The following is a 22,564-nucleotide window of genomic DNA, read 5'->3' on the forward strand; positions in this document are numbered from 1 at the left end:
CTTTCCAACACCTAAGGAGTGCGAAATGTCTAGAGTCTTTTCATACAGCCGAGTAAGCACAGCAGAGCAAGTCACATCTAACCAAGAGCTAGAGATTAAACAAGCTGGCTATTCTGTAGAGCCTCATAGAAGCGTTCAAGAACAAATATCAGGAAGCGTCCAAGCGCAGAAGCGACCAGCATTCCAAGCCCTACTAGCAAAACTTGAGGAAGGCGATACGCTAGTAGTGACAAAGCTAGACCGTATTGGCAGGGACAGCATAGATGTTCAGCAAACCGTAGAGCTATTCCAGACTAGAAAGATTAAGCTTGTAGTCCTTCAGCTTGGCAATCTCGACCTAACCTCAACTGCTGGCGCTTTGATGATTAAGCTGCTAGCTGCTGTAGCTGACTTTGAGAGAGAACTAATTATCGAACGTGTTCAATCTGGTGTAGCAAGAGCTAAAGCAGAAGGTAAGCACATGGGCCGACCTAGTAAGACTACTTCAGAGCAGAAGCAATCTATCAAAGCTTCCTTATCCCAAGGAATTTCTGTTAGTGCAGTAGCCAAGGAGTTCAATATCTCTAGAGCTTCTGTTATCGCTATCAGGGACACAAAATAACCAAGGAAGGCTTTAAACAGCCTTTCCAAGGCACTTAATGCCATTAGGATATCCAGCCCCTTGCTAACCCTTAAAAGCTGCTGTAGGGGCTATAAAGCGCCTTTCTGAACCTTCTAGCTATCCTATTGATATTTTAGGATTATAACCAAGTGCTAAAAGGGACTACGGATGTAGATCAAGCACCAAAGCCAAGCTGCTAGTAGTTATTAACTTTTTTTATAATTTATTCGCACGATGTTACTGTGTACGTCGCATTCTCGTGCGTAAATATAATTTTACCACACGCTCCAAATTTCGTCAATTTTTAGCAACACTCTCAGCTAGTTGTGCTAGTACTTCCGCTTCTGTGTCAGCCTTAGCTAGAACAACTCCTTTAGCACCAATTGCATAGAATTTAGTCCAGCTAGGTTCTGTTATCCAGCTAGGTTCGATCAAGAGAGCTTCTGCAGGTACTTCAGGAATCTCAACCTTAACAAGATAAGCATTAGCAAACTTCTGAAGCCTTCGCGTCAAGGTGAACTCTTCTCTATTTCCAGTGCTCAGAGTAGCTACCTTTCCATCTATGAAAATCTGATAACCAAATTGCTTAAGCAAGTGCCTAAGCTCCAAGAGAGGAAGTTTATTTAGATAATTTAAATCAGTGCTAAGGCTTCCGTTGAACCCTTCATCAAATTCAGCGCCAAACAAAACAGCTACCGTACTAGCTACTATAGACTCTCTATCCTTCTTCTTGATATGCAATAGGTCTAGATCAGTCTTGCATTGCTTAACAACATCAAGATATTTAAGATCACCTGTAGCATCAAACAGAGCAGCATTTCTTCCCTGCTTGATCTCTAATGCTGCTATAGCTTCTTCAATCTCTTTAAGCTCCGCATCTGGTTTTCTATCCTTTGACATGTGAATGTCAGCCAAGACTTGAGTTAAACCGTATTGATAGACGAACAACAAAACATCATAAGGCCATGTGGCATTGTTGAAGCACTTCCCATTCTTCAAATAGTCGCTGCAATTACAGTAAAGGATAGCGGGTTTAGCTAAATATGCCTCAGACCCTGCTGGCGCTGCTAGTGTTGCTTTAGGCTTCTGTCTTCTAGTGTGAAACGTACTCTTGCAGCTAGCACAGCGCACCAAGCCTGCTAATTCGTAATCATTAGACTTACTTGGTGCAACTTCTTTACTAGCTCTTCTAACTTTCTCTTTCTGGATAGCTTGAAACTCAGAGCTAGTAATCAGAGGCTCTAGGCAATTCTCAATCAATCCTTCTTTGCTTAACCAGTGACCCTCTAGCTCGGGGGCCTTCAACCACTTAGATACAGTTGTAGCGTTAAGCTTATTACCGTACTTATCTTCCAGAATTTTAGTATTCCTAATGTCCTCTTGAAGTTCTACAACTATCTGTCTAGTGCCGTAACCCTGCAGATAGAGTTTTACTGCTTTCTTTACCAGAGAGGCAAAAGGTTCTAAGGATTCATGCAGCTTGCCATCTTTTAGCCAAGGTGCTGATACAAGCTTAGAGACAGTTTCTCCCGCTCTTGCTTTTTTCCTTTTGCTTTCATGCGCTGCAGCTACACGAGCACCAAGTCTCTTGCTGTAGTCATGAGCACCTCGAAGCGAAGCAATCAAAGAATAGATAGCATCCCCATCGAGACTCTCAGCACTGTAAGTAGTCCGATTCTCTAATGTAAGGATGGAGACACCAGCTCTAAGAATGTCTCTGACCAAATCAAAGCTATCAAGTACAGCTTGCCTACTTAACCTATCTATTGCTTCGACTACTAGCAAATCTCCCGATTTAACAGAGCCATCAGCAATAAGGCTCAGGAAGGTGCTTAATCGACCCTTAGCTGCATTCTTGCCCTTATAGGCTGATACACCCCTATCTTCAAGATAAAACGGCGTATAGGCTGTTCTATGACCTTCCAACCATTTCTCAAAGCTTAGAAGCTGTCTCTCTATAGAACTTCCCTTAGCCTGACTGCCGCTGCTAAAGCGTGCATAGCTTATAGCTCTAGGAAGGTCTGGTGCTGGCGCTGCTGGTGCTGAAGGCTGGTTCATAGTTACCAGTCTAGCTTCCAATTGCTGGCCGCCATGAACCCCTGCCCCTGCGGGCATCTGGGCAATCCGCTGCGCGCCTGCCGCTGCAGCCCCGATCAAATAGCGCGTTACCAAGGCAGACTCAGCGGCCCATTTCTGGATCGACTGGATCTATTGATCGAAGTCCCAATGATACGGCCGAGTGAGCTGGCCGGCATGGCCGCTGGCGAGAGCAGCGCCGTCGTGGCGGCTCGAGTCGCGGCGGCACGCGAGCGCGCCATGGCTCGGCAAGGCTGTAGCAATGCACGGCTGGCAGCTCAGCAACTGGAGCAGCACATAGGGGCCGAGCCCGCCGCACAGGCCTTTTTGCTGAAGGCAGCCGGTCAACTCGGCCTGTCGGCACGCGCCTACCACCGGCTACTGAGGGTCGCACGCAGCATCGCCGATCTCGAAGACAGCCCGAGGGTCACAACCCCGCAAATGGCTGAGGCGATTCAACTGCGGCGCGGCCTGCGCTCGATGTAGGCCGCAGAAGGTAAAACCACAAAAAAGGTCGCGTCCTTAGACACGCCCCTGGTGAGCTATCGGCAGCCAAGGCCGCCGTCCTATCTCAGTCACGCCCGCCTTAACGCCTGCGCTTGCTGAGCTGGCTCAAGATCCAGTAGGGAACGGCGACCAGCATGATCAAGGGCAACAGCGGGAACATCATGAAGCGAGGCATCCTCGACCCACTGGGGATATTCATATCGGCCGCGACGAACAAGAGCGTCAGCACCAAAGCAAAGCCGGCGACCACCCACAAGGCCGTGCTCGCCGAGATCAAACCGAAATAGGCGAAGGGCAGTGGGGCTGCCAACAGCAAGGCCAGTTGACCGAGCAGGGTCGCACAGCCGCGCTTGCCCGACGAAGCGTCGGCAACAACGCAAGTGGTCAGAAGCACGATCAGATAGGCCACCAGACCCAGCAACCAGGGCGATACATCCATATAGGCCTTCATCGCTTTACAGCAGCGGCGCCAAGGCACGCTGGGCGGCCTCTTGGTTCAGCTGCATGCGCTCGGCCCAGTCCTGCACCTGGTCCTCGCCAATCCGACCCACATTGAAGTAGGCCGCGTCCGGGTGAGCAAAGTAAAAGCCCGAAACGCTCGCCGCTGGCGTCATCGCCATGCTGTCGGTCAGACCCATGCCGATTTCTTCCGGCGCCAAGGCCTTGAACAGCGCACGTTTGACCAAGTGATCAGGGCAGGCCGGATAGCCGGGTGCCGGCCGGATGCCGCGGTACTGTTCCTTGATCAATTCCTCGCTGCTCAGCGCTTCGTCCGCCGCATAGCCCCAGAACTCTGTACGCACGCGCTGATGCAGTCGCTCCGCAAAGGCCTCGGCCAGACGGTCGGCGATGGCCTTGAACATGATGGAGGAGTAGTCATCCAGATCGGCGACGAATTGCGCTTCCTTCTTCTCGACACCCAGGCCGGCCGTGACGGCGAACAGGCCGATGTAGTCAGGCACAGATCCCTTCGGCGCAACAAAGTCCGACAAGCAACGGTTCGGGCGCCGCACGCCGTCCACCACCGGCCGCTCCGACTGCATGCGCAGGCCATGCCAGGTCATCAAAACCTCGCTGCGGCTCTCGTCGGTGTATATCTCGATATCGTCGTCATTCACCTGCGCGGCCGGGTACAAGCCGAACACGCCGCTGGCCGTCAACCAGCGTCCGGCGATCAGGCGCTGCAACATCCGTTTGCCGTCGCTGAACACGCGCTGCGCCTCGGTGCCGACGATCTCGTCCTTCAGGATCGCCGGGAAAGGCCCGGCCAGATCCCAGGTCTGGAAGAACGGCGCCCAGTCGATGTAGTCGGCCAGTTCGGCCAGGTCGTAATTGCGTATCACCCGGCGGCCAATGAACTGCGGCACTGGCGGGGCGTAACTTGCCCAATCCACGGCATGCTTGTTGGCCCGCGCCTGGCTCAGGCTGACCATAGGCGTCTGCTTCTTGTTGGCATGCAGATGGCGCACCTGGTCGTAGTCGACCTTCAGCTCGGCGATGAACTTGGCGGCTCGGTCGTCGCTGAGCAAATCACTGCAGACGCCGACGCTTCGCGAGGCATCCGGCACATAAACGACCGGCCCCTCGTAATGCGGCGAAATCTTCACCGCCGTATGCACCCGGCTGCAGGTGGCGCCGCCAATCAAAAGCGGCGTGCCGCGCGAACGGAAATGCTCGTCGCGCTGCATCTCGGCCGCCACATGCTGCATTTCTTCCAGGCTTGGCGTGATCAGGCCGGACAGGCCGATGATGTCGGCGCCCTCTTCCTTGGCCTTGGCCAGAATGTCCTGGCAAGCCACCATCACGCCCATATTGACGACTTCGAAGTTGTTGCACTGCAAGACCACGGTGACGATGTTCTTGCCGATGTCATGCACATCGCCCTTGACTGTCGCAATAACGATCTTGCCCTTGGGCTTGGCCTCGCCGCCGGCGTCGATCAAGGCCTTTTTCTCGGCCTCGATATAGGGCAGCAAATGCGCGACCGCCGCCTTCATCACCCGCGCCGACTTGACGACCTGGGGCAAGAACATCTTGCCAGCGCCAAAGCGGTCACCGACCACATTCATGCCGGCCATCAAAGGGCCTTCGATCACATGCAGAGGGCGCCCGCCACTGGCTTGTATCGCTTGCCAAGCTTCTTCGGTATCGGCGGTAATGAATTCGGTGATGCCGTGCACCAGCGAGTGGCTGAGCCGCTCGTTGACATCACCGGCACGCCAGGCGAGGCGCGCCGTGTCATCGATCGACATGCCCTTGGCGCGCTCGGCCACTTCGATCAGGCGCTCGCCGGAATCGGGGCGGCGGTTCAAGACGACATCCTCGACCCGTTCGCGCAACTCGGCGTCGAGGTCGTCGTACACACCCACCATGCCGGCATTGACGATGCCCATATCCATGCCGGCCTTGATCGCGTGATACAAGAACACGGTGTGGATGGCCTCGCGCACCGGGTCATTGCCGCGGAAGCTGAAGCTCACATTGGAGACGCCGCCCGAGACCTTGGCGCCGGGCAGGTTCTGCTTGATCCAGCGCGTTGCCTCGATGAAGTCGACCGCGTAGTTGTTGTGCTCCTCGATGCCGGTCGCGATGGCGAAGATGTTCGGGTCGAAGATGATGTCCTCGGGCGGGAAACCGACCTCATCCACCAGCAGCCGGTAGGCGCGCTCGCAGATCTCGATCTTGCGCGCAAAAGTGTCGGCCTGGCCCTGTTCGTCAAAGGCCATCACCACGGCGGCAGCGCCGTAACGGCGCACCAGCTTGGCCTGGCGCTTGAACTCGGCCTCGCCTTCCTTCATCGAGATCGAGTTGACGATGCCCTTGCCCTGTATGCACTTCAGCCCGGCCTCGATGACGCTCCATTTGCTGCTGTCAATCATGATGGGCACGCGGGCGATCTCGGGCTCGCCGGCGATCAGATTCAGAAAGCGCACCATCGCGGCCTGGCTGTCCAGCATGGCCTCGTCCATATTGATGTCGATCACCTGCGCGCCGTTCTCGACCTGCTGGCGGGCGACGGCCAAGGCGTCCTCGAACTGACCATTCAGAATCAGCCGGGCGAAGGCCTTGGAGCCGGTCACATTGGTGCGCTCGCCGATATTGACGAAGAGCGTGCCGGCATCAACCTGCACCGGCTCCAAACCGGAGAGCTTCATCGCCGGTGGCGTTGAAGAAAAGGTGCTGGCGGAATTTGTGTTCATGGCGGCCTCGAGAAAACATCGGGCCGCGAACTCACCGCGGCCACGAAAAGCATGGATCGGTGAGCGTCGTTATCAGCAGCGGGGGGAAAACCAAACTGCCTGTTCAAGCCTGGCGAGCCTCCGCCGATCTCGCGATCGATGCGGGTGGACTGGTCGCAACGCTCCTTGAACCGTGCGCGATTTTACGCACAGCGCGGCTTTGCCCTGAATTTAGCGCCTGGGCGGCCGACAATCATGCAGCGAAAACTGCAAAGCCCATGGACTTGATACAGCTCCCCCCCAACAGCCTGCGCGTCGGCCAGGTTTTGACGTTTTCCCTGCGTGACGCGAGCGGCAAGCTGCTGGTTGCCAGCGGCCAGACCCTCAGCAATGCGCCGCAAATGCAGGCCTTGCTGGCCAGCGGCGTCTGGGTGTTGGCGCATGAAACCAAGGAATACCAGCGCGCCATGGCGCACAAGATGGACACCTTGATGCATCAAGGCGCCAATCTGGGCGACATCGTCAAGGTGCAGGCCGACTTCGTCAAACCCGATCGCAATAAAAAAGTCGATCTGGGCGAGCAGGCCGCCTGGGCCGATCTGCAAATGCATGCGCACAGCCTTCTGCGCGACCCACGCACCGATGACTTCCGCGGCCGCTTCCAACAGTTGCACAACGACGCCGTCGCGCGCCTGAACAACAAGCCCGACGCCATCTTGATGCTGCTGATTTTTGACGCCACCCAAGGTTTCGAAAAGTACAGCGGGCGCCACGCCCTGCTCTGCCTGGCGCTGGCCGAACTCTGCGCGGCCAAGCTCGGCTGGCCCGATGACTGGCGGCTGGCGCTGACGCAAGCGGCACTGAGCATGAACATCAGCATCAGCGCCCAGCAAGACCGCTTGGCCTCTCAGGTCGAAGAACCCTCCTACAGCCAAAAGCAAGCCTTGGTTTCGCACGGCGACCGCTCGGCCGCCTTGTTGAGCGAGTTGGGTGCCAGCTCCGAGCTGTGGCTCAAGACCGTTTGCCTGCACCATGACGCCGGCCCTGGCCCTTTGGCGGGGCGCGCCCCAGCCGAGCAACTGGCGCGGCTGTTGCGGCGCATCGACATCTTCGCCTCCCGCATCAGCCCACGCGGCTCCCGCAAGGCACAACCCGGCGCGATGGCCGCGCGGGCGGTTTTTCTGGATGAACTGAAGCAACCCGACGAGGCCGGTGCGGCCATCGTCAAGACCCTTGGCCTTTACCCACTGGGCAGCTTAGTGCGCCTCGCCAATGGCGAGGTCGGCATCGTCTTCAAGCGCGGCCACAGCGCCACCGAACCTATGGTCGCCAGCCTCCTAGGCAAAAGTGGCAACCCTTTGAGTGAGCCCGTGCCGCGTGACACGCGATTGGCCAGTCAAGCCATCAGCGCCAGCCTGGCGCCGCATGAGCTGAAGCTGAGGGTGTCGATGGAGAAGTTGCTGAAACTCTAATTAGCCAGCCACCAGCTCACTGAAAAACTTCTGGCCGCTGGCCCGCGGTTTGTAGGCCGAGACCTGGCGCGCAATCGCCGCGATATGGTCGGGTGTCGTGCCGCAGCAGCCGCCCGCGATGTTCAAGAAGCCGCTACGGGCAAACTCTTCCATCAGGCGGCCGGTCACATCCGGCGTCTCGTCAAAGCCGGTGTCGCTCATCGGGTTGGGCAGGCCGGCGTTCGGGTAGCAGCTGATTGCCGTGGCACCCGCCGCCTTGGACAGCTCCTCGATATAGGGGCGCATCAGCGTGGCACCCAAGGCGCAGTTCAGGCCAATCGCCAAGGGGCGGGCGTGACGCACCGAATGCCAGAAGGCGGTCACCGTCTGGCCCGACAGAATGCGGCCGGACGCATCGGTGACGGTGCCGGAGACGATCACCGGCAGGCGCTCACCGGTGTCTTCCATCAACTCGTCCAAGGCAAAGATGGCGGCCTTAGCGTTGAGCGTATCGAAGATGGTTTCGACCAGGAACAGATCGACCCCGCCTTCCAGCAGCCCCTTGGCCTGCTCGTAGTAGGCTGCGCGCAAGGTGTCGAAATCGACATTGCGGGCACCGGGGTCATTGACGTCGGGGCTGATGCTCGCGGTGCGCGGCGTGGGGCCAAGCGCTCCGGCGGCGAAGCGGGGTTTGTCGGGCGTGCTGTATTTGTCGCAGGCGGCGCGGGCAATGCGGGCTGCCGCCACATTCATTTCAAAAGCATAGGCCTCGAGGCCGTAATCCTCTTGCGCAACCGAGGTGGTGCCGAAGGTATTGGTCTCGATGATGTCGGAACCGGCCGAGAGGTATTGCTCGTGGATTTCGCTGATCACATCGGGCCTTGTCAGCACGAGCAAATCGTTATTGCCCTTCAGGTCCTTGGGGTGGTCGGCAAAGCGCTCACCCCGGAAATCGGCCTCCGTCAGTTTGTAGCGCTGGATCATCGTGCCCATGGCGCCGTCGAGAATCGCGATGCGTTGCTGCAGGATGGCGGGCAGGGTCGCGCCGCGCGTGTAGGTGATGTTGGAGGCGGTATTCATGCCGCCATTGTAGAAAGCCGCTGAAGCTGTGCAAAAAAACGGCTTGAAATAACAAAGACGCCCGCTGGAAGGCGGGCGTTCACATCAAGAGATGGGCAACTCAGGCAGCTTAGGTGCGCGGGCGGCCTTGACCGCCACCGCGCCGGCCGCCGCGACCGGCGTCGCGCTCTTGCGTGCGCTCGCGGCTGCGAGGTGCATGCTGCGGGCGGCCGTCGCGCGGGTCACGCGCCTCGCGTGCCGGCGGCCGCGCGGCAGCTTCCTGGCGGGCAATCTCCAACAGGCCCGGCAACTCCTCGGGCGTCACACCCTTGAGTGCGCAGAAGTTCGGCAGGGTCAGCGTGGTGCGCTCGAAATCATGCAAGAGCCCGGCACGATTGCGCGCTTGCGTCTGTTCCAGCTCGAGTCGCTCTTGCTGCAGCCCACGACGGCGAGTCAATTCTTCGACCGCTGCCGCTCGGTGTTCGTCGCTCAAATCACCGGCCGGCTGGCCGTCCAAGTCAAAGCGGGTGCGTGCCTTGCTGATCGCCATCAGATAGCTGGTGCTGCCGGTATGGCGGCGCAAAAAGGCCGACAAGGCCGCCTTGGTGAACACGCCCGGGGCACGCTCTTGAATATCGGCCTGAACGCGCAGCTTCAGCGGCTTGACACCGCCACCGACGAAAAGCGCTGGGAACAGCTCTTTGAGCTTGGCCGCACAGGCGGCCGGGCTCATCTCCTTGGCGGCAAGCACGGCGGCGGTCGCTGCCTCGGCCGTTGCTTCAGGCGCAGGGACTGCGGCCTCGGCCTGCACGGCGCCGGCTGGGGCTTCCACAGGGGCTTCGGCCGGGATGTCCAATGCCGGGATTGGCGCGGGGGTAAGAGCTTCGTTCATGGGCGGGCGCTGAAAAACTTCAAAAGGAATCAAGCCCGTATTGTCCACTGGACCGGACTTGACCCGAAATCAGCCGCCAAACACCTTTTTCAGCAAGGCGCTGCCGCTGGCCAGCGGGTCTTTGCGGATCTTGCGTTCCTCCTCGGCAATCATCAAAAACAAGCCGTCCAGCGCCCGCTTGGTCACGTATTGCTGAATATTGGCGTCCTCAGCCTTGACCAGCCCGAAACCGACACCTTTGCCGGCCACCGCGTTGTATTTGTCGGCCAGCGCGACCTTTTCGGTCGCGTGCGTCACGATGGGCAAGAATTGCGCCGTCAAGGGCTCACGCGTCTTGCCGGCAAAGAAGCGCGTCACCGAGTCGTCATCGCCCTTGACGATCTGCAGCGCGTCTTCAACGCTCATGGACTTGACCGCATTGAGCAACAAGGGCCGCGCCGCCGGCACTGCGGCTTCGGCGGCGCGGTTCATGGCCAGCAACAAGTCGTCCACCTGCTTGCTTTGACCCGTCATCTTCAGCAACTTGGCGCCGTCTTTCAGGTAACCGGGCAGCTCGATCTTGACGGCCGGGTTGCCCATAAAGCCATCCGTTTTGCCCAAAGTCGCAATCGCCGCTTCGGCACCACGTTCAAGTGCCAGGCGGATGCCGGAAGCGGCGTCGCTCTCGGTGACTGCGGCCCAAACCATCGCTGTGGGCGCCAGCATGCCGCCACCCATGGCCGCCCAAATCATCATCTGTCTGCGTTGCATCTTGTTAGCTCCCGTTTTGGAAAAACTCAGGCCTTGATCGCTTCGGAGGCTGCCTCGGCAGCTGCCTCAAACAAGGCCCCGACGTCCTGATCAATCGCGCCGAACACGCTCAAGCCATCGCGGCCCTTTATTTCAACGCGAATGCTATCGCCGAATTGCATGTACTCGGTCTTGGCTTGGCCGGCTTCCAAGGCTTCGAGCGCGCGCTTTTCGGCAATGCTGGCGAAGCCCCGGGACGCATCCTTGTTGGCAACATAGCCCGAACCGATGACGCTGCCGGCACGCAAGCGGCGCGTCTTGGCGGCATGCGCGATCAGCTGGCCGAAGTGAAAGCTCATGTCGGACCCGGCTTCGCACAAGCCCACCTTGCGGCCGTTCCACATCACCTGCAGCGGTAGATCAACCCGGCCGGCGCTCCAGGCCGCGCCCAGCTCATCGGGCGTGACGGCGACCGGGCCGAAGGCGCTGAGCGCTTGGCTGTGCAGCTCGCCCGAGCGCACATGGCGCAAGCGCCAGTCATTGACCAGCGCCAGCAGGCGCACACCCTCCAGCGCTTGCGCCGGCTGCGTGCCGCAAGCGATGTCGCCGGTGATCACGGCCAACCCGGCTTCAAAATCAATGCCCATTGCCTCGGATGCGAACAAGGCTGGCTCGCAAGGGCCCAAAAAATCATCGCTGACGCCGCGCGCCATTGCCGGCTCGCTGAGCTGGCTGGCGGCCGTGCTTGGATAAGCGCCGCCGCTCACCCGTTGATAGGCGCGCGGCAGCGGCGCCATGCATTGCTTGGGCTCGAAGTTGAACGCATGGCGCAGCTTGCCATGGTTCAGCTGGGTGTAAAGCTCCTCCAGCTGTGGCGACAAAAAGCCCCAATCGTCCAGCACCTGCTGCAGCCTCGTGGCGATGCCGTTGGCGTAGTGCGCCTGACTCATATCGCGCGACACAACGATCAGTTGGCCGTCGCGCGACCCATCTCTATAGCTGGCAAGTTTCATCGGGGGTTTGAAAGCGGCAAAGCGTTAAACAAAAAGCTGGCAGCATTGTCCAATGCGCAGCGTACCAAGGATCAAACCAACTCGGCTTTTAAGGCCCGGGGCCGCCGGCTCGCTGCGCCCATGGGTTTGGGGCGCAGTGCTGAGCCTGGGCCTGCACTTTCTGCTGATGGCGCCTCGGCAAAAGCCTGCCCAGCCCGTCCAGGCCCACGCGCCGGCCATCAAGCTCAGCCTGCCAAGCGGCGCAGCAGCAGCAGCAGCAGCAGCAGCAGCAGCAGCAGCGCCCGAGCTGCCCAAGACAACTGAGAGGGCCACCACCGCCGCTGCAGCCAAGCCCGCGCCGGTAAAGCAGCAGATAGAGAAACCCTTTGTCGCACCGCCCTTGCCCGAGGCTGTGGCCTCAGACTTGCCGGCTTCAACTGCAGTTGCAGTCGCGGTCGCACCGGCCGTCGATTGGCGCTATTTGCTGCTGCAGAACGACGCCCGAGGCCAGGCCAGACTGAGTTGGCAGCCGGGTGGCGCCGTCTATACCCTGCGCCTGGAACGGGAGCTGGAAGGACGGCCACTCCCGGGCTCAAACAGCCAGGGCCGCCTGGATACGCAGGGCCTGAGCCCCGAGCGCTTCACCCAGCAGCGACCGGGGCGCCAGGGTCAGGCGCCGCGCGATGCAGCCGCGACCAATTTCCGGCAGGGTGAAAGGCAAGACCAGATCAGCTTTTCCGCAAGCGCCGAGCAAGTTCCCATGCCAGGCGGCGTACAGGACCGCATCAGCTGGTGGCTGCAGCTGGCCGCCATCGTTGCCGCGACGCCGCAGCAGTTTGTGCCCGGCCGGGAATTGCGCATGATGGTGGTGGGCCTGCGCGGCGAAGCTCGCGAGTGGGTCTTTGAGGTGCTGGATCGCCAAGACCTTGCCTTGCCGGTGGGCCCCATACCCCAAGCCGTGCACCTGCGCCGCGCTGCACTGGGGCCGTACAGCGGCGAAATTGAGCTTTGGCTAGACCCCGCCCGCCACCACCTGCCGGTACGCCTGCTCGTCAAGCTGCCCGACGAACGAGACTGGGAACTGCAGCTGCTGGATGAGGGTTTGCCTCAACCCTGATTCAGGGGGGAGATCGATAATTTTTGACGCTTTGAACATGAATATCTGTCTTCGATGCGCCGAAATGAACCGAGTTCTGACATTATTTGTGCACGGTCAGGTGCTTTTCTGCCGATAAGGCTTGAAACAGGCGCCGCTGGCCGCAGTTGACGCTGAAAGGAGCCACCATGCACATGCTTTACAACTCCCCCAGTTTCAGTGTCGTCAAGTTCGACATTCAAGTAACTGAGCCTTTGCCGGGCGAATTTTTGCTGGCCAACCCCGACTTGCAGCTGAACCGCGGCGGATTCGAGATCGTCGACAAATTCAGCCGTAAAGAAATCTTCATCGAAGGCGCGCTGGCCCAGCAGTTTCAGGACGGCGTCGAGGCCTTGATCGAGCAAGATCCGAGTGAAGAAGATCTGGATGACTTCATCGAGGGCTACGCCAAGATGGGCCATCAACCGGTGGTCATGCACTGAAAAGGGCTGAAAAACAGCGCCTGACCCACTTGTCCTCGGCGCGCGGCTGAGACAAGATCGGGCAGCGCCGCGCAGTCTGTGGTGCACAAGACTGCAAGGAGCTGTCCATCATGGTCAAGCGTTTGACTGACGCGCGTGTCCTGCCGTCACCGGGCCTCAAGGAGGCGCCGGTGATGGATCGGATGTGCACGCAGTTCGTGCTGACGCTGACCGTCAAGCATGCCGGGCGCTTCAATCTCCGCCGCGACTTCAACGGGCTCTTGTCCTTCACCGGGCGCCACTTGGTCTGGCCGACGCGTGTCTTGGGCCGGCTGCGCGACTACCTGAATCAACGCTGCGTGGCCAATGAGTTGTGGAGCGGCCATGAGGCGCTGAGCGATGAGGCCTTTTTGCAGCGCCACGGCGTCTGGAGTGGGCCGTTTTCGGAGTCCACGCTGTTCTTCTACCTCGACGAATATGTCAAGGACGCGCCCAAGGACATGATGGCCTTGCTGGCCACCACCAGCGAATGGCTGGACCGCCAACTCAGGCGCGAGTCAACCTTGGTGGAAAAAAATATCGAGGCGCTGGGGGCGCTCTTGCAGCTCAATCCGGCCGAAAGAGCACTGCTGCTTTATGGCACGCTGGCGCGTTACCAACGCGAGTTACGCGGTGCGCTCGTCGAGTTCAAGGTCAACACCGCGCAGGAAGCTTTTGCGGCAATCGCGGCGGTAGCCGGCGTCAACGCGCAAGAGGTGGCCGAAGCCTTGCGCGCAGGCTCCCGGCTCGAGCGCATCGGCATGGTCGAGAACCTGATCTCAGAGCACAACATCACCGACCTGGCCGACCTGATGAAGGTCAGCGATCAGCTGCCGCCGGTCCTGATGCGCGAGTACAAGGGACCGCACGATTTGATGGCGGTGTTCACCCGGCCGGCCGCGCGCAGCCTGCTGAGCGCCGAGGACTTTCAGTTCGTTGCCGATGATCTCGCCGTCTTGAACCGCCTGCTGGGCAACGCGGTGAAGCGCCACGAAGCCGGCGTCAACGTATTGCTCTATGGCCCGCCAGGCACCGGCAAAACTGAATTGGCCAAGGTCGCGGCGCAAGCCGCCGGGCTGGATCTCTATGAAGTCGAATATGCCGACCGCGAAGGCAATTCGTTGTCCGGCCGCGACCGCTACCGCTCGCTGCAAATCAGCCAGGTTTTCCTCAAGGCCAGCGAGAACGTGGCCTTGCTGTTCGACGAGGTGGAGGACGTGTTCCCGCCCTTGTCCAGCGACACCGCGCAGCTGATTGCACGCATGGACTCGGCCTTGGACGCGCCGACCTCGGGCTCGGTCAGCGGCAAGGCATGGGTGAATCAGATTTTGGAGACCAACCCGGTGCCGGTGATCTGGATCACCAACCGCATCGAGCAAATCGATCCAGCCTTTCGGCGCCGTTTTCAGTACCACCTGGAGCTGAAGTCGCCCCCGCCTGGCGCACGCCTGGGACTGGTCACCAAGGCCTTGGCCGATGTGCAGGTGAGTGCCGACTTCACCGCCAAGCTGGCCGAAAGGCGCGGCCTGACGCCGGCGCAAATCCGCACGGCCGTGCGCTTCGCCCAACTGGCCGGGCAAGGCGACGAGTGCGAGCGCATGATAGAGCGCCAACTCGAAAACGCCGACAAGGCGCTGGGCCAGCGCAGCCGCGAGCGCTTGGCGCGGCCGGTCGTCACCCAATATGCGCTGGACTTGTTGAACTGCGAATCTCGCTTTGAGATCCCGCGCATCGTTAGCGCGCTGGAGAAACGCGGCTGCGGCAATCTGTGTTTTTATGGCCCGCCCGGCAGCGGCAAAACCGCGCTGGCCGAACATATCGCGCAGACTCTAGGCCGGCCCTTGATGATCAAGCAAGCGAGTGATTTGTCCAGCAAGTTTGTCGGCGAGACCGAACAGAATATGGCGCGCATGTTCGAAGCAGCAGCGGCCGAGAACGCCGTGTTGCTGCTCGACGAGGCCGACAGCTTTTTGCGCAGCCGCCGCATGGCCGAGCGCAATTACGAGGTGTCCGAGGTCAATGAGATGCTGGCCGGCATGGAGCGCTTTGCCGGTATTTTCATCTGCACGACCAATTTGTTTGAAGACCTCGACGAAGCGGCGCTACGCCGCTTTGCCTTCAAGATTGGCTTCAAAGCGTTGACGCCGGCTCAGCGCGAGCGGATGTTTCTGCGCGAGGCGCTGGGCGACGAAGGCGCAAGGCTCGATGACGATCAAATGCAACGTTTGGCTGCCTTGGATGCCTTGACGCCGGGCGACTTTGCGGCCGTGCGCCAGCAGGTCGAGATTCTCGGCGAGCCCTTGACGGCGGACGAATTCTTGGCACAGCTGGAGGCCGAGCATCGCATCAAGCCGCAGGTCCGCAATCGACGCGCGATGGGTTTCAATCACTGAGCGGAGCAAATTCCAGCTTCAGTTCATGGCAAGCCAATATGGTGTTGCACACTAAGGCCATGAACAAAGAATTGCCACAAGGCCTGAAACTGCTGACGATCTGGCTGCTGATCCTGCTCGTGGTCTTCATGGGCTTCAAGGCCAGGGAGCATCAGCGCGCGCAGACCCTCATCACCGTTGACGGCGGCGCCATCACACTCAAACGCGGCCCGGACGGCCATTTCCATTGGCCGGGCCAGGTCAACGGCGTCGCTGTGGAGTTTTTGGTCGATACCGGCGCCACCAGTACCGCCCTGCCTCAAGCCTTAGCCGAACAGGCCGGTTTGGTGGCAGAGGCGGACGTCAGCTCGCACACGGCCGCCGGCCTGGCGCGCGGCTACCGGGCGCGCGCCGACATCGCCCTAAAAGGCGGCGTCCAAGCCGAGCGGCTGGCGGTGACCGTATTGCCGGCCTTGGGCGCGCCGCTGCTGGGCATGGACATCTTGTCCAAGCTTGATTTCAAGCAGCAAGACGGTGCTTTGCATATCCAGCGTAGCCCGCATCTTCGGGCGGGGCGCCCATGAGCTGGCTGAGACTCGCCTGCACCCTGCTTCTCGGCTTGTCGCTTGGCGGCCCAGCTTTCGCAGCTACGGCTTGCCCGCCGGCGCCAACGCAAGCCAGCCCCGAGCAATCCGCGGCCTGGGGCCGGCAGGCGCAGGACCGCGGCCTGCTTTACCGCATCAGCCGGGACGGCCGGGACTCTTTTGTTTACGCCACCATGCATATAGGCCGGCCGGAATGGGCCTATCCGGGGCCAAAGCTACAGGCGGCGCTGAAGCGCGTGGATGTCTTGGCGCTTGAACTGGATCTGAGCGATGCGGCCACGCTACAGGTCTTGAGCCGCCCGCCCGCGCATGCGCCGGACCTCAAGCTCCCGCCCGCGCTGCGCAAACGGCTCGACGCGCAGGCCCGCTTGGCCTGCTTGCCTGCCGGCGCCTTGGCCGGCCAGCATCCGTTGATGGAACTGAGTACTTACACGGTATTGGCCGCGCGCTGGGATGGCCTCGATCCCAGTTTCGGCCAAGAGTTGCTGCTGAGCCTGTGGGCACGCGAGCAGGGCCTGCCCATCATTGGGCTTGAAGATGCGGCCAGCCAGCAGCGGGCCCTGATCCCCGGCGACGCGAAACTGGCCTTGCTTAGCCTGCAAAAAGGCTTGGACCAGCTTGAGCAAGGTCGTGTGCGCCCCCTGATGAAGCGGCTGGCCCAGGCTTGGGCACAGGGCGATCTGGCGACGATGCAGGACTACGCTCGCTGGTGTGACTGCATCGAAGACGCGCAGGACCGGGCCGATTTCATACGGCTCAATGATGAGCGCAACCCGACGCTGGCCGCCGGCATAGAGGCGAAGCACGCCCAAGGAAAGTCGGTGTTGGCAGCGGTGGGTGCCCTGCATCTGAGCGGGCAAGCGTCGCTGCTGAAGCAGTTGCGCCAACGCGGCTTTGTTGTTGAGCAACTGCACCCCGGCCCGCGCTGACAAGAACTGCAGCACGCCGCGCCAAGTTGGGGCAAACTTGGCCGCGAACAACAACATCGCTTCACGGAGACCCCATGGCCGACAACAGCTTCAGCAAATTCGTTCCAGGTTTTGACTTTCTGCAAGGGCTGGTCAAGGGCGCCGGCGCCGCCATGCCCGGCGTCGGGCAATGGGTCGCACCTACCCTGAACCCCGAGGAGTTGGGCAAGCGCATTGATGAATTGCGCACCGTGCAATTCTGGCTGGAGCAAAACGCCCGCATGCTGGGCGCAACGATCCAAGCGCTGGAAGTCCAAAAGATGACGCTGGCGACGCTGAAGTCCATGAATGTGCCGCTAGAGCAATTGAGCGAAGCCTTGCAAGCGCCGGCTGCCACCTTGGTGAACCCGCTCGCAGCGGCTTGGCCGGGCTTGACACCGGAGGTGAAGACGCCCGCCGCTCCTCAAGCAGCGCCCCCCGTCGCACCTCCCGCAGCAGCTGCCGAGCCAGCCGCCTCAGAAACGCCGGGCGCAGAAAAGCCTCTCGTGCCCCCCATCGTCGACCCCCTGCAATGGTGGGGCGCTCTGAGCCAGCAGTTCACGCAGCTGGCGGCCAGCGCCATGAAGGACGGCGCCAGCGACAGTGCCAAGAATCTGGCCGGCAATATCGTCAAGCAGTCTCTCGACGTCGCCGGCGACACCTTGCGCAAGGCCGGTGCCATGCCGGGCGCCGTGGCGGAGCAAATGGCCAAAACCTTGGTTCCCACGGCTGCGACCAAGGCGGCCGCCAAAGCTGCGCCGCCGGCCGCAACAAGCAAACCTGTCGCTGCCCGCAAACGCAAGCTCTGAGCCCAAGTTGCCTGTTGCTGACATTCAGCGGGCAGCAAGCAAGGCTGCGCTACAGTGTTTCGCAGCCCAGGAGACCTTGCTTGATTGCAGCAGACCCCAACACCAGTGACCCCGCCCAGCGTGCCCAGCTCCAAGCGCGGGTGGTGCAGGCCTTAGCGGACGAACTACCCGCTCACGCGCTGCTCTGGCACGGCGAAGACACCACGCCCTATGAATGCGACGGGCTGAGCGCCTACCGCCAGCGCCCCTTGGTGGTGGCGTTGCCGGAGACGCAGGCGCAGGTCGCCGCCGTCTTGCGCACCTGCCATGCACTGCAAGTGCCCGTCGTGGCGCGCGGCGCCGGCACCGGCTTATCGGGCGGCGCGATGCCGCATGCTTTGGGCGTGACGCTGGGCCTGGCGAAGTTCAAACAGATCATCCAGATCAACCCACTCGCGCGCACCGCGACCGTGCAATGCGGCGTGCGCAACTTGGCCATTTCCGAGGCCGCCGCGCACCACGGCCTCTACTACGCGCCCGACCCGAGCAGCCAGATCGCCTGCACCATAGGCGGTAATGTGGCCGAGAACTCGGGCGGCGTACATTGCCTCAAATACGGCCTCACCTTGCATAACGTCTTACGTGTGCGCGGTTTCACCATGGAAGGCGAGGCGGTCGAATTCGGCTCCGAAGCACTGGATGCAGCCGGACTGGACTTACTCAGCCTGATCGTCGGCAGCGAAGGCATGTTGGCCGTCATCACCGAAGTGACGGTCAAATTGATCCCCAAGCCCAGCTTGGCCCGCTGCGTAATGGCCAGCTTCGATGATGTGCGCAAGGCGGGCCTGGGCGTCGCCAACATCATTGCCGCCGGCATCATTCCAGCGGGGCTGGAGATGATGGACAAGGCGATGACGGCCGCCGTGGAAGACTTCGTCCATGCCGGCTACGACCTCAGCGCAGCGGCGATTTTGCTGTGCGAAAGCGACGGCACACCCGAAGAAGTGGCCGAGGAGATCGCGCAGATGCAAGCGGTTTTGATGGCCAGCGGCGCCAGCCATTGCGAAGTCAGTGCCGATGAGGCTCAGCGGCTGAAGTTCTGGAGCGGCCGCAAGAACGCTTTCCCGGCCTCGGGCCGGATCAGCCCGGACTATATGTGCATGGACTCGACCATTCCGCGCAAAAACCTCGCCGATATCTTGTTGGCGATTCAGGAGATGGAGAAGAAGTACCAACTGCGCTGCGCCAATGTATTCCACGCCGGCGACGGCAACCTGCACCCGCTGATCATGTTTGACGCCAAAGACCCGGATCAGATGCGGCGCTGCGAGGAATTTGGCGCCGAGATTCTGGAGACCAGCGTCGCCATGGGCGGCACGGTGACGGGTGAGCATGGTGTCGGCATTGAAAAACTGAACTCGATGTGCGTGCAATTCTCTGCCGCCGAGTTGGCGCAAATGCATGCCGTCAAACTGGCCTTTGATCCGCAAGGCCTGCTCAACCCCGGCAAGGTGATCCCGACCCTGCATCGCTGCGCCGAATATGGGCGCATGCATGTCAGCCGCGGCCTGCTGGCGCACCCTGATTTGCCGAGGTTCTGATTGATGCTCAAGCAACTGCAGGACCGAATCCAAGCCGCAAGCGCCAGCAACACCGCACTGGAAATACGCGGCCACGGCAGCAAGGCCTTTTACGGCCAGACCCCAAAAGGCGAGTTGCTTGATATGTCGGGCTACGTCGGCATCAGCAGTTATGAGCCGAGCGAACTGGTCGTCAGCGTCAAGGCGGGTACGCCGATTGTCGAGTTGGAGCGGGTCTTGGCCGAGCAGGGCCAGTATCTGGCCTTTGAGCCGCCACGCTTTGGCGGGCAAGGCCGGGGCACCGTCGGCGGCATGGTGGCCACGGGCCTGAGCGGCCCGGCCCGGGCCAGCATGGGCGCCCTGCGCGAGCATGTCTTGGGCGTGACCATGTTGAATGGTCGGGGCGAGGCCATGAGCTTCGGCGGCACGGTGATCAAGAACGTCGCCGGCTATGACGTTTCGCGCTTGATGGCCGGCTCCATGGGCATTCTGGGTTTGTTGCTGGAGGTCTCGCTGAAAGTGCTGCCCTTTCCCACAGCCAGGGCGACCTTGCGTTTCGAGCTGAGCCAGGAGCAGGCCTTGAATCAGCTCAATCGCTGGGGCGGTCAGCCCCTGCCCATCAATGCAAGTGCCTGGTGGGATGGCGCGCTGGTGCTGCGCCTGGCCGGGGCACGGGCGGCGGTGCAGGCGGCCTGCGCAAGCCTAGGGGGCGATTTGATTGAAGACGAGTTGGCCACGCCCTTTTGGACCGGTTTGCGCGACCACAGCGATGAATACTTTGTAGGCGCGGCGCGCGCGGTCGAAGGCGGCGCCAAGCTGTGGCGGCTGTCACTGCCGCAAACGGCGCCTGCCTTGACCCTGCACGGCGAACAACTGCTCGAATGGGGCGGGGCGCAACGCTGGGTCGCAACGCCGATGGCGGCTGACGCTGTGCGCGAGGCAGCAGCCAAGGCCGGCGGTCACGCCACGCTGATGCGCGGCGCCGACAAGCGCTGCGGTGTGTTTGCACCTTTGTCGGCGCCGCTGCTGCGCATTCATCGCGAGTTGAAGAAATCGTTCGACCCGCAAGGTATTTTCAATCCGGGCAGGCTTTATGACGAGCTCTGAAATCAGTGCTGAACGTTCGACGACCGAGCAGATGCCGCGTTACTACGCGCAGCGTGCGCGCGAGTACGAGCAGGTCTTCGACCGCCCGCATCGGCAGGCCGATATCACCACCCTGAAGCGCTGGCTGGGTGAGCAGTTCAGAGCACGCCATGTGCTGGAGGTGGCCACCGGCACCGGCTTTTGGCTGCCCGCCGCAACGGCAGACGCTTTGAGCTGGCAAGGCACCGACATCAATGCCGAGGTGCTGGAGGTCGCCAAGACCAAGTCACTGGACTTTGACAAGGTGAGTTTTCGCTTGGCTGACGCCTACGCGCTCGACCTGGTGCCCGCCGGCCATGCCTCGCCCTTTGATGCCGCTTTCGCTGGATTGTGGTTTTCGCATGTACCGATGCAGCGCAGAGCTGACTGGTTAGCTCAGCTGCATGGGCAACTGGCACCGGGGGCCTTGGTGGTTTTGATGGACAACCGCTTCGTGGCGGGCGACAGCACGCCGATTGCACGAGTCGATGCCGAGGGCAATGGCTACCAAGTTCGCAGCCTCAGCGATGGCAGCCAGCATGAGGTGATGAAGAACTTCCCTACGCTTGAGCAAATGCAAGCCTTGTTGGCCCCACAGGCGCAGGACATCGAGTGGCAGGAGCTCGATTATTTCTGGACCCTCAAGTACCGGCTGCGCTGATGCAAACTCAACTCGCCCCCGAATTCCAAGGCACGCCCGAAGGGGCTGAGGCCGAGGCCATCTTGAGCCGCTGTGTGCATTGCGGCTTTTGCACCGCCACCTGCCCCACCTACCAACTGCTGGGCGACGAGTTGGACGGGCCGCGCGGGCGCATCTATTTGATCAAGCAAGTCTTGGAAGGTGCGACACCGACACGCAGCACGCAACTGCATCTGGACCGCTGCCTGACTTGCCGTAACTGCGAAACCACATGCCCGTCGGGCGTGCAGTATGCCCAACTCCTGGAGATCGGGCGCGGCATCGTCGAGGCCAAGGTGGCGCGGCCCAAGCAAGAACAGGCGGTGCGTTGGCTGTTGAAGGAGGGGCTGACCTCGCCGGCCTTCAAGCCAGCAATGAAGCTGGGGCAGCTCGTGCGGCCGCTGCTTCCGACTCGCTTGAAGGACAAGGTGCCCGCCCCCAGCAGCGCCCGGGCGCACGACTGGCCGACCCGCGTCCACGCGCGCAAGGTTGGCCTGCTGCTGGGCTGCGTGCAGCCCAGCATGGCGCCCAATATCAACAGCGCCACTGCCCGCGTGCTGGACGCAGCAGGCATCCAAACTTTGGTGGCCGAGAGCGCCGGCTGCTGCGGCGCCATTCGCAGCCATCTGAACGACCATGCGGGCGGCCTGGCCGATATGCGGTGCAATATCGATGCCTGGTGGCCGCTGGTCGAAGGGATGACCGAGGCCGGCAAGATCGAAGCGCTGGTGATGAACGCCTCAGGCTGCGGTGTGACTGTCAAAGAATACGCTCACGCCTTGCGCGACGACCCCGATTACGCCGTCAAGGCGGCCAAGATCAGCGCCCTCACGCGCGACCTGAGTGAGTTGCTGCCAGACTTGCTGCCCGCACTGAAGCCGCTGCTGAAAGGTAAAGCACCGCACAAATTGGCCTATCACCCTCCTTGTACCTTGCAGCATGGTCAGCAACTTCGGGGCGGCGTCGAGGCAGGCCTGCGCGAGCTGGGTTTTGAGGTCCAGTTGGCCAGCTGTGACAGCCACCTTTGCTGCGGCTCTGCAGGCACTTATTCGGTCTTGCAAGCCAAGCTGTCCAAGCAACTCCGAGATCAAAAGCTGCAAGCACTCGCGCCCTTACATGCCCAAACCATCGTCTCGGGCAATATTGGCTGCATTCAACATCTGCAAAGCGGCACAACGACGCCGGTACGGCATTGGGTCGAAGTGCTGGATCAAGCACTGAGCGAAGCCCCGCAATAGCTTGTGCGAATAACGCACAAGCAAGGGCAAATACTAAGACCACTGTAGAACCAAATTCCCATAATTGGGCACAAATACAGGAGGGGGAAGCCAACGAGGGCCCCAAGCCAGCCAGTCCAGGCCAAGCCGGACCAGCCAGCCAAAGCGA

General features: G+C 60.8%; 20 protein-coding genes and 1 riboswitch. Of the genes, 13 read left to right on the forward strand and 7 right to left on the reverse strand.

Annotated elements, in window-relative coordinates:
- Positions 1-25 precede the first annotated feature (25 nt).
- The gene (locus tag PRZ03_RS12825; protein ID WP_273600647.1) at positions 26-601 is read left to right on the forward strand and encodes a recombinase family protein; all 576 of its coding nucleotides are present in this window, start codon (positions 26-28) and stop codon (positions 599-601) included.
- Between the two features lie 297 nt (positions 602-898).
- Here PRZ03_RS12825 and PRZ03_RS12830 read toward each other — a convergent pair whose 3' ends face one another.
- Positions 899-2,659, reverse strand: a complete 1,761-nt coding sequence (locus PRZ03_RS12830; protein ID WP_273600648.1) for a recombinase family protein — start codon at positions 2,657-2,659, stop codon at positions 899-901.
- On the opposite strand from PRZ03_RS12830, the gene PRZ03_RS12835 reads away from it, so the two are divergent.
- Positions 2,651-3,163, forward strand: a complete 513-nt coding sequence (locus tag PRZ03_RS12835) for a magnesium chelatase subunit ChlI family protein (protein WP_273600806.1) — start codon at positions 2,651-2,653, stop codon at positions 3,161-3,163. The genes PRZ03_RS12830 and PRZ03_RS12835 overlap by 9 nt on opposite strands.
- A 100-nt stretch (positions 3,164-3,263) precedes the next feature.
- On the opposite strand, the gene PRZ03_RS12840 is transcribed toward PRZ03_RS12835, so the two are convergent.
- The gene (locus PRZ03_RS12840; protein WP_273600649.1) at positions 3,264-3,635 is read right to left on the reverse strand and encodes a hypothetical protein; all 372 of its coding nucleotides are present in this window, start codon (positions 3,633-3,635) and stop codon (positions 3,264-3,266) included.
- Between the two features lie 4 nt (positions 3,636-3,639).
- Positions 3,640-6,384, reverse strand: coding sequence for a methionine synthase (gene metH, locus PRZ03_RS12845; protein WP_273600650.1), 2,745 nt, complete (start codon positions 6,382-6,384; stop codon positions 3,640-3,642).
- Between the two features lie 54 nt (positions 6,385-6,438).
- A riboswitch (S-adenosyl-L-homocysteine riboswitch) is annotated at positions 6,439-6,557 on the reverse strand.
- 84 nt (positions 6,558-6,641) lie between these two features.
- Here metH and PRZ03_RS12850 point away from each other — a divergent pair.
- Positions 6,642-7,835: an HD-GYP domain-containing protein gene (locus PRZ03_RS12850; RefSeq protein WP_273600651.1), complete on the forward strand. Its 1,194-nt coding sequence runs from the start codon at positions 6,642-6,644 to the stop codon at positions 7,833-7,835.
- Here the strand turns inward: PRZ03_RS12850 and PRZ03_RS12855 are convergent, their stop codons facing one another.
- The 4 genes from PRZ03_RS12855 to PRZ03_RS12870 form a co-directional block, all read right to left on the reverse strand.
- Positions 7,836-8,894: a homocysteine S-methyltransferase family protein gene (locus PRZ03_RS12855; RefSeq protein WP_273600652.1), complete on the reverse strand. Its 1,059-nt coding sequence runs from the start codon at positions 8,892-8,894 to the stop codon at positions 7,836-7,838.
- 109 nt (positions 8,895-9,003) lie between these two features.
- Positions 9,004-9,765 (reverse strand): ProQ/FinO family protein, encoded by a 762-nt coding sequence (locus tag PRZ03_RS12860; RefSeq protein ID WP_273600653.1) that lies wholly within the window; start codon positions 9,763-9,765, stop codon positions 9,004-9,006.
- Between the two features lie 69 nt (positions 9,766-9,834).
- Positions 9,835-10,515, reverse strand: coding sequence for a DUF4197 domain-containing protein (locus PRZ03_RS12865; protein WP_273600654.1), 681 nt, complete (start codon positions 10,513-10,515; stop codon positions 9,835-9,837).
- Positions 10,516-10,541: 26 nt separating this feature from the next.
- Complete coding sequence (locus PRZ03_RS12870) at positions 10,542-11,507, reverse strand: fumarylacetoacetate hydrolase family protein (RefSeq protein ID WP_273600655.1); 966 nt, start codon at positions 11,505-11,507, stop codon at positions 10,542-10,544.
- A 52-nt stretch (positions 11,508-11,559) separates the two neighbouring features.
- On the opposite strand from PRZ03_RS12870, the gene PRZ03_RS12875 reads away from it, so the two are divergent.
- The 10 genes from PRZ03_RS12875 (at position 11,560) to glcF (ending at position 22,416) form a co-directional block, all read left to right on the forward strand.
- A complete protein-coding gene (locus PRZ03_RS12875; protein ID WP_273600657.1) occupies positions 11,560-12,603 on the forward strand; it encodes a DUF3108 domain-containing protein in 1,044 nt (347 codons plus the stop codon).
- A gap of 167 nt (positions 12,604-12,770) precedes the next feature.
- Positions 12,771-13,064, forward strand: coding sequence for a BTH_I0359 family protein (locus PRZ03_RS12880; protein WP_263532413.1), 294 nt, complete (start codon positions 12,771-12,773; stop codon positions 13,062-13,064).
- Between the two features lie 110 nt (positions 13,065-13,174).
- Positions 13,175-15,475, forward strand: a complete 2,301-nt coding sequence (locus tag PRZ03_RS12885; RefSeq protein ID WP_263532414.1) for an ATP-binding protein — start codon at positions 13,175-13,177, stop codon at positions 15,473-15,475.
- Positions 15,476-15,534: 59 nt separating this feature from the next.
- On the forward strand, positions 15,535-16,038 hold the full coding sequence (locus PRZ03_RS12890; RefSeq protein ID WP_273600658.1) for a retropepsin-like aspartic protease family protein: 504 nt from the start codon (positions 15,535-15,537) through the stop codon (positions 16,036-16,038).
- A complete protein-coding gene (locus tag PRZ03_RS12895) occupies positions 16,035-16,988 on the forward strand; it encodes a TraB/GumN family protein (protein ID WP_273600659.1) in 954 nt (317 codons plus the stop codon). Before PRZ03_RS12890 ends, PRZ03_RS12895 begins: the two co-directional genes overlap by 4 nt.
- Before the next feature lie 74 nt (positions 16,989-17,062).
- On the forward strand, positions 17,063-17,815 hold the full coding sequence (locus PRZ03_RS12900; protein WP_273600661.1) for a PhaM family polyhydroxyalkanoate granule multifunctional regulatory protein: 753 nt from the start codon (positions 17,063-17,065) through the stop codon (positions 17,813-17,815).
- Between the two features lie 80 nt (positions 17,816-17,895).
- Positions 17,896-19,395 carry an FAD-linked oxidase C-terminal domain-containing protein gene (locus tag PRZ03_RS12905; RefSeq protein ID WP_273600663.1) on the forward strand — a complete coding sequence of 500 codons (1,500 nt, stop codon included), beginning with the start codon at positions 17,896-17,898 and terminating at the stop codon, positions 19,393-19,395.
- A 3-nt stretch (positions 19,396-19,398) separates the two neighbouring features.
- On the forward strand, positions 19,399-20,481 hold the full coding sequence (gene glcE / locus PRZ03_RS12910; RefSeq protein WP_273600664.1) for a glycolate oxidase subunit GlcE: 1,083 nt from the start codon (positions 19,399-19,401) through the stop codon (positions 20,479-20,481).
- On the forward strand, positions 20,468-21,160 hold the full coding sequence (locus tag PRZ03_RS12915; protein ID WP_273600666.1) for a class I SAM-dependent methyltransferase: 693 nt from the start codon (positions 20,468-20,470) through the stop codon (positions 21,158-21,160). Before glcE ends, PRZ03_RS12915 begins: the two co-directional genes overlap by 14 nt.
- Entirely contained in the window at positions 21,160-22,416 is a 1,257-nt protein-coding gene (gene glcF, locus PRZ03_RS12920) for a glycolate oxidase subunit GlcF (RefSeq protein ID WP_273600667.1), read from the forward strand. The genes PRZ03_RS12915 and glcF overlap by 1 nt, the downstream gene beginning before the upstream one ends.
- Positions 22,417-22,564: the final 148 nt, after the last annotated feature.

The organism is Roseateles albus (genome assembly GCF_028595345.1).
GTDB lineage: Bacteria > Pseudomonadota > Gammaproteobacteria > Burkholderiales > Burkholderiaceae_C > Paucibacter_A > Paucibacter_A albus.

Coding starts and splice junctions, on each gene's coding strand:
- PRZ03_RS12840 (WP_273600649.1), bottom strand. CDS start 3,635: ATGAAGGCCTATATGGATGTATCGCCCTGGTTGCTGGGTCTGGTGGCC.
- PRZ03_RS12890 (WP_273600658.1), top strand. CDS start 15,535: ATGAACAAAGAATTGCCACAAGGCCTGAAACTGCTGACGATCTGGCTG.
- PRZ03_RS12855 (WP_273600652.1), bottom strand. CDS start 8,894: ATGAATACCGCCTCCAACATCACCTACACGCGCGGCGCGACCCTGCCC.
- PRZ03_RS12895 (WP_273600659.1), top strand. CDS start 16,035: ATGAGCTGGCTGAGACTCGCCTGCACCCTGCTTCTCGGCTTGTCGCTT.
- PRZ03_RS12875 (WP_273600657.1), top strand. CDS start 11,560: ATGCGCAGCGTACCAAGGATCAAACCAACTCGGCTTTTAAGGCCCGGG.
- PRZ03_RS12885 (WP_263532414.1), top strand. CDS start 13,175: ATGGTCAAGCGTTTGACTGACGCGCGTGTCCTGCCGTCACCGGGCCTC.
- PRZ03_RS12865 (WP_273600654.1), bottom strand. CDS start 10,515: ATGCAACGCAGACAGATGATGATTTGGGCGGCCATGGGTGGCGGCATG.
- PRZ03_RS12860 (WP_273600653.1), bottom strand. CDS start 9,765: ATGAACGAAGCTCTTACCCCCGCGCCAATCCCGGCATTGGACATCCCG.
- PRZ03_RS12880 (WP_263532413.1), top strand. CDS start 12,771: ATGCACATGCTTTACAACTCCCCCAGTTTCAGTGTCGTCAAGTTCGAC.
- PRZ03_RS12900 (WP_273600661.1), top strand. CDS start 17,063: ATGGCCGACAACAGCTTCAGCAAATTCGTTCCAGGTTTTGACTTTCTG.
- glcE (WP_273600664.1), top strand. CDS start 19,399: ATGCTCAAGCAACTGCAGGACCGAATCCAAGCCGCAAGCGCCAGCAAC.
- PRZ03_RS12825 (WP_273600647.1), top strand. CDS start 26: ATGTCTAGAGTCTTTTCATACAGCCGAGTAAGCACAGCAGAGCAAGTC.
- PRZ03_RS12850 (WP_273600651.1), top strand. CDS start 6,642: ATGGACTTGATACAGCTCCCCCCCAACAGCCTGCGCGTCGGCCAGGTT.
- glcF (WP_273600667.1), top strand. CDS start 21,160: ATGCAAACTCAACTCGCCCCCGAATTCCAAGGCACGCCCGAAGGGGCT.
- PRZ03_RS12830 (WP_273600648.1), bottom strand. CDS start 2,659: ATGAACCAGCCTTCAGCACCAGCAGCGCCAGCACCAGACCTTCCTAGA.
- PRZ03_RS12870 (WP_273600655.1), bottom strand. CDS start 11,507: ATGAAACTTGCCAGCTATAGAGATGGGTCGCGCGACGGCCAACTGATC.
- PRZ03_RS12915 (WP_273600666.1), top strand. CDS start 20,468: ATGACGAGCTCTGAAATCAGTGCTGAACGTTCGACGACCGAGCAGATG.
- metH (WP_273600650.1), bottom strand. CDS start 6,384: ATGAACACAAATTCCGCCAGCACCTTTTCTTCAACGCCACCGGCGATG.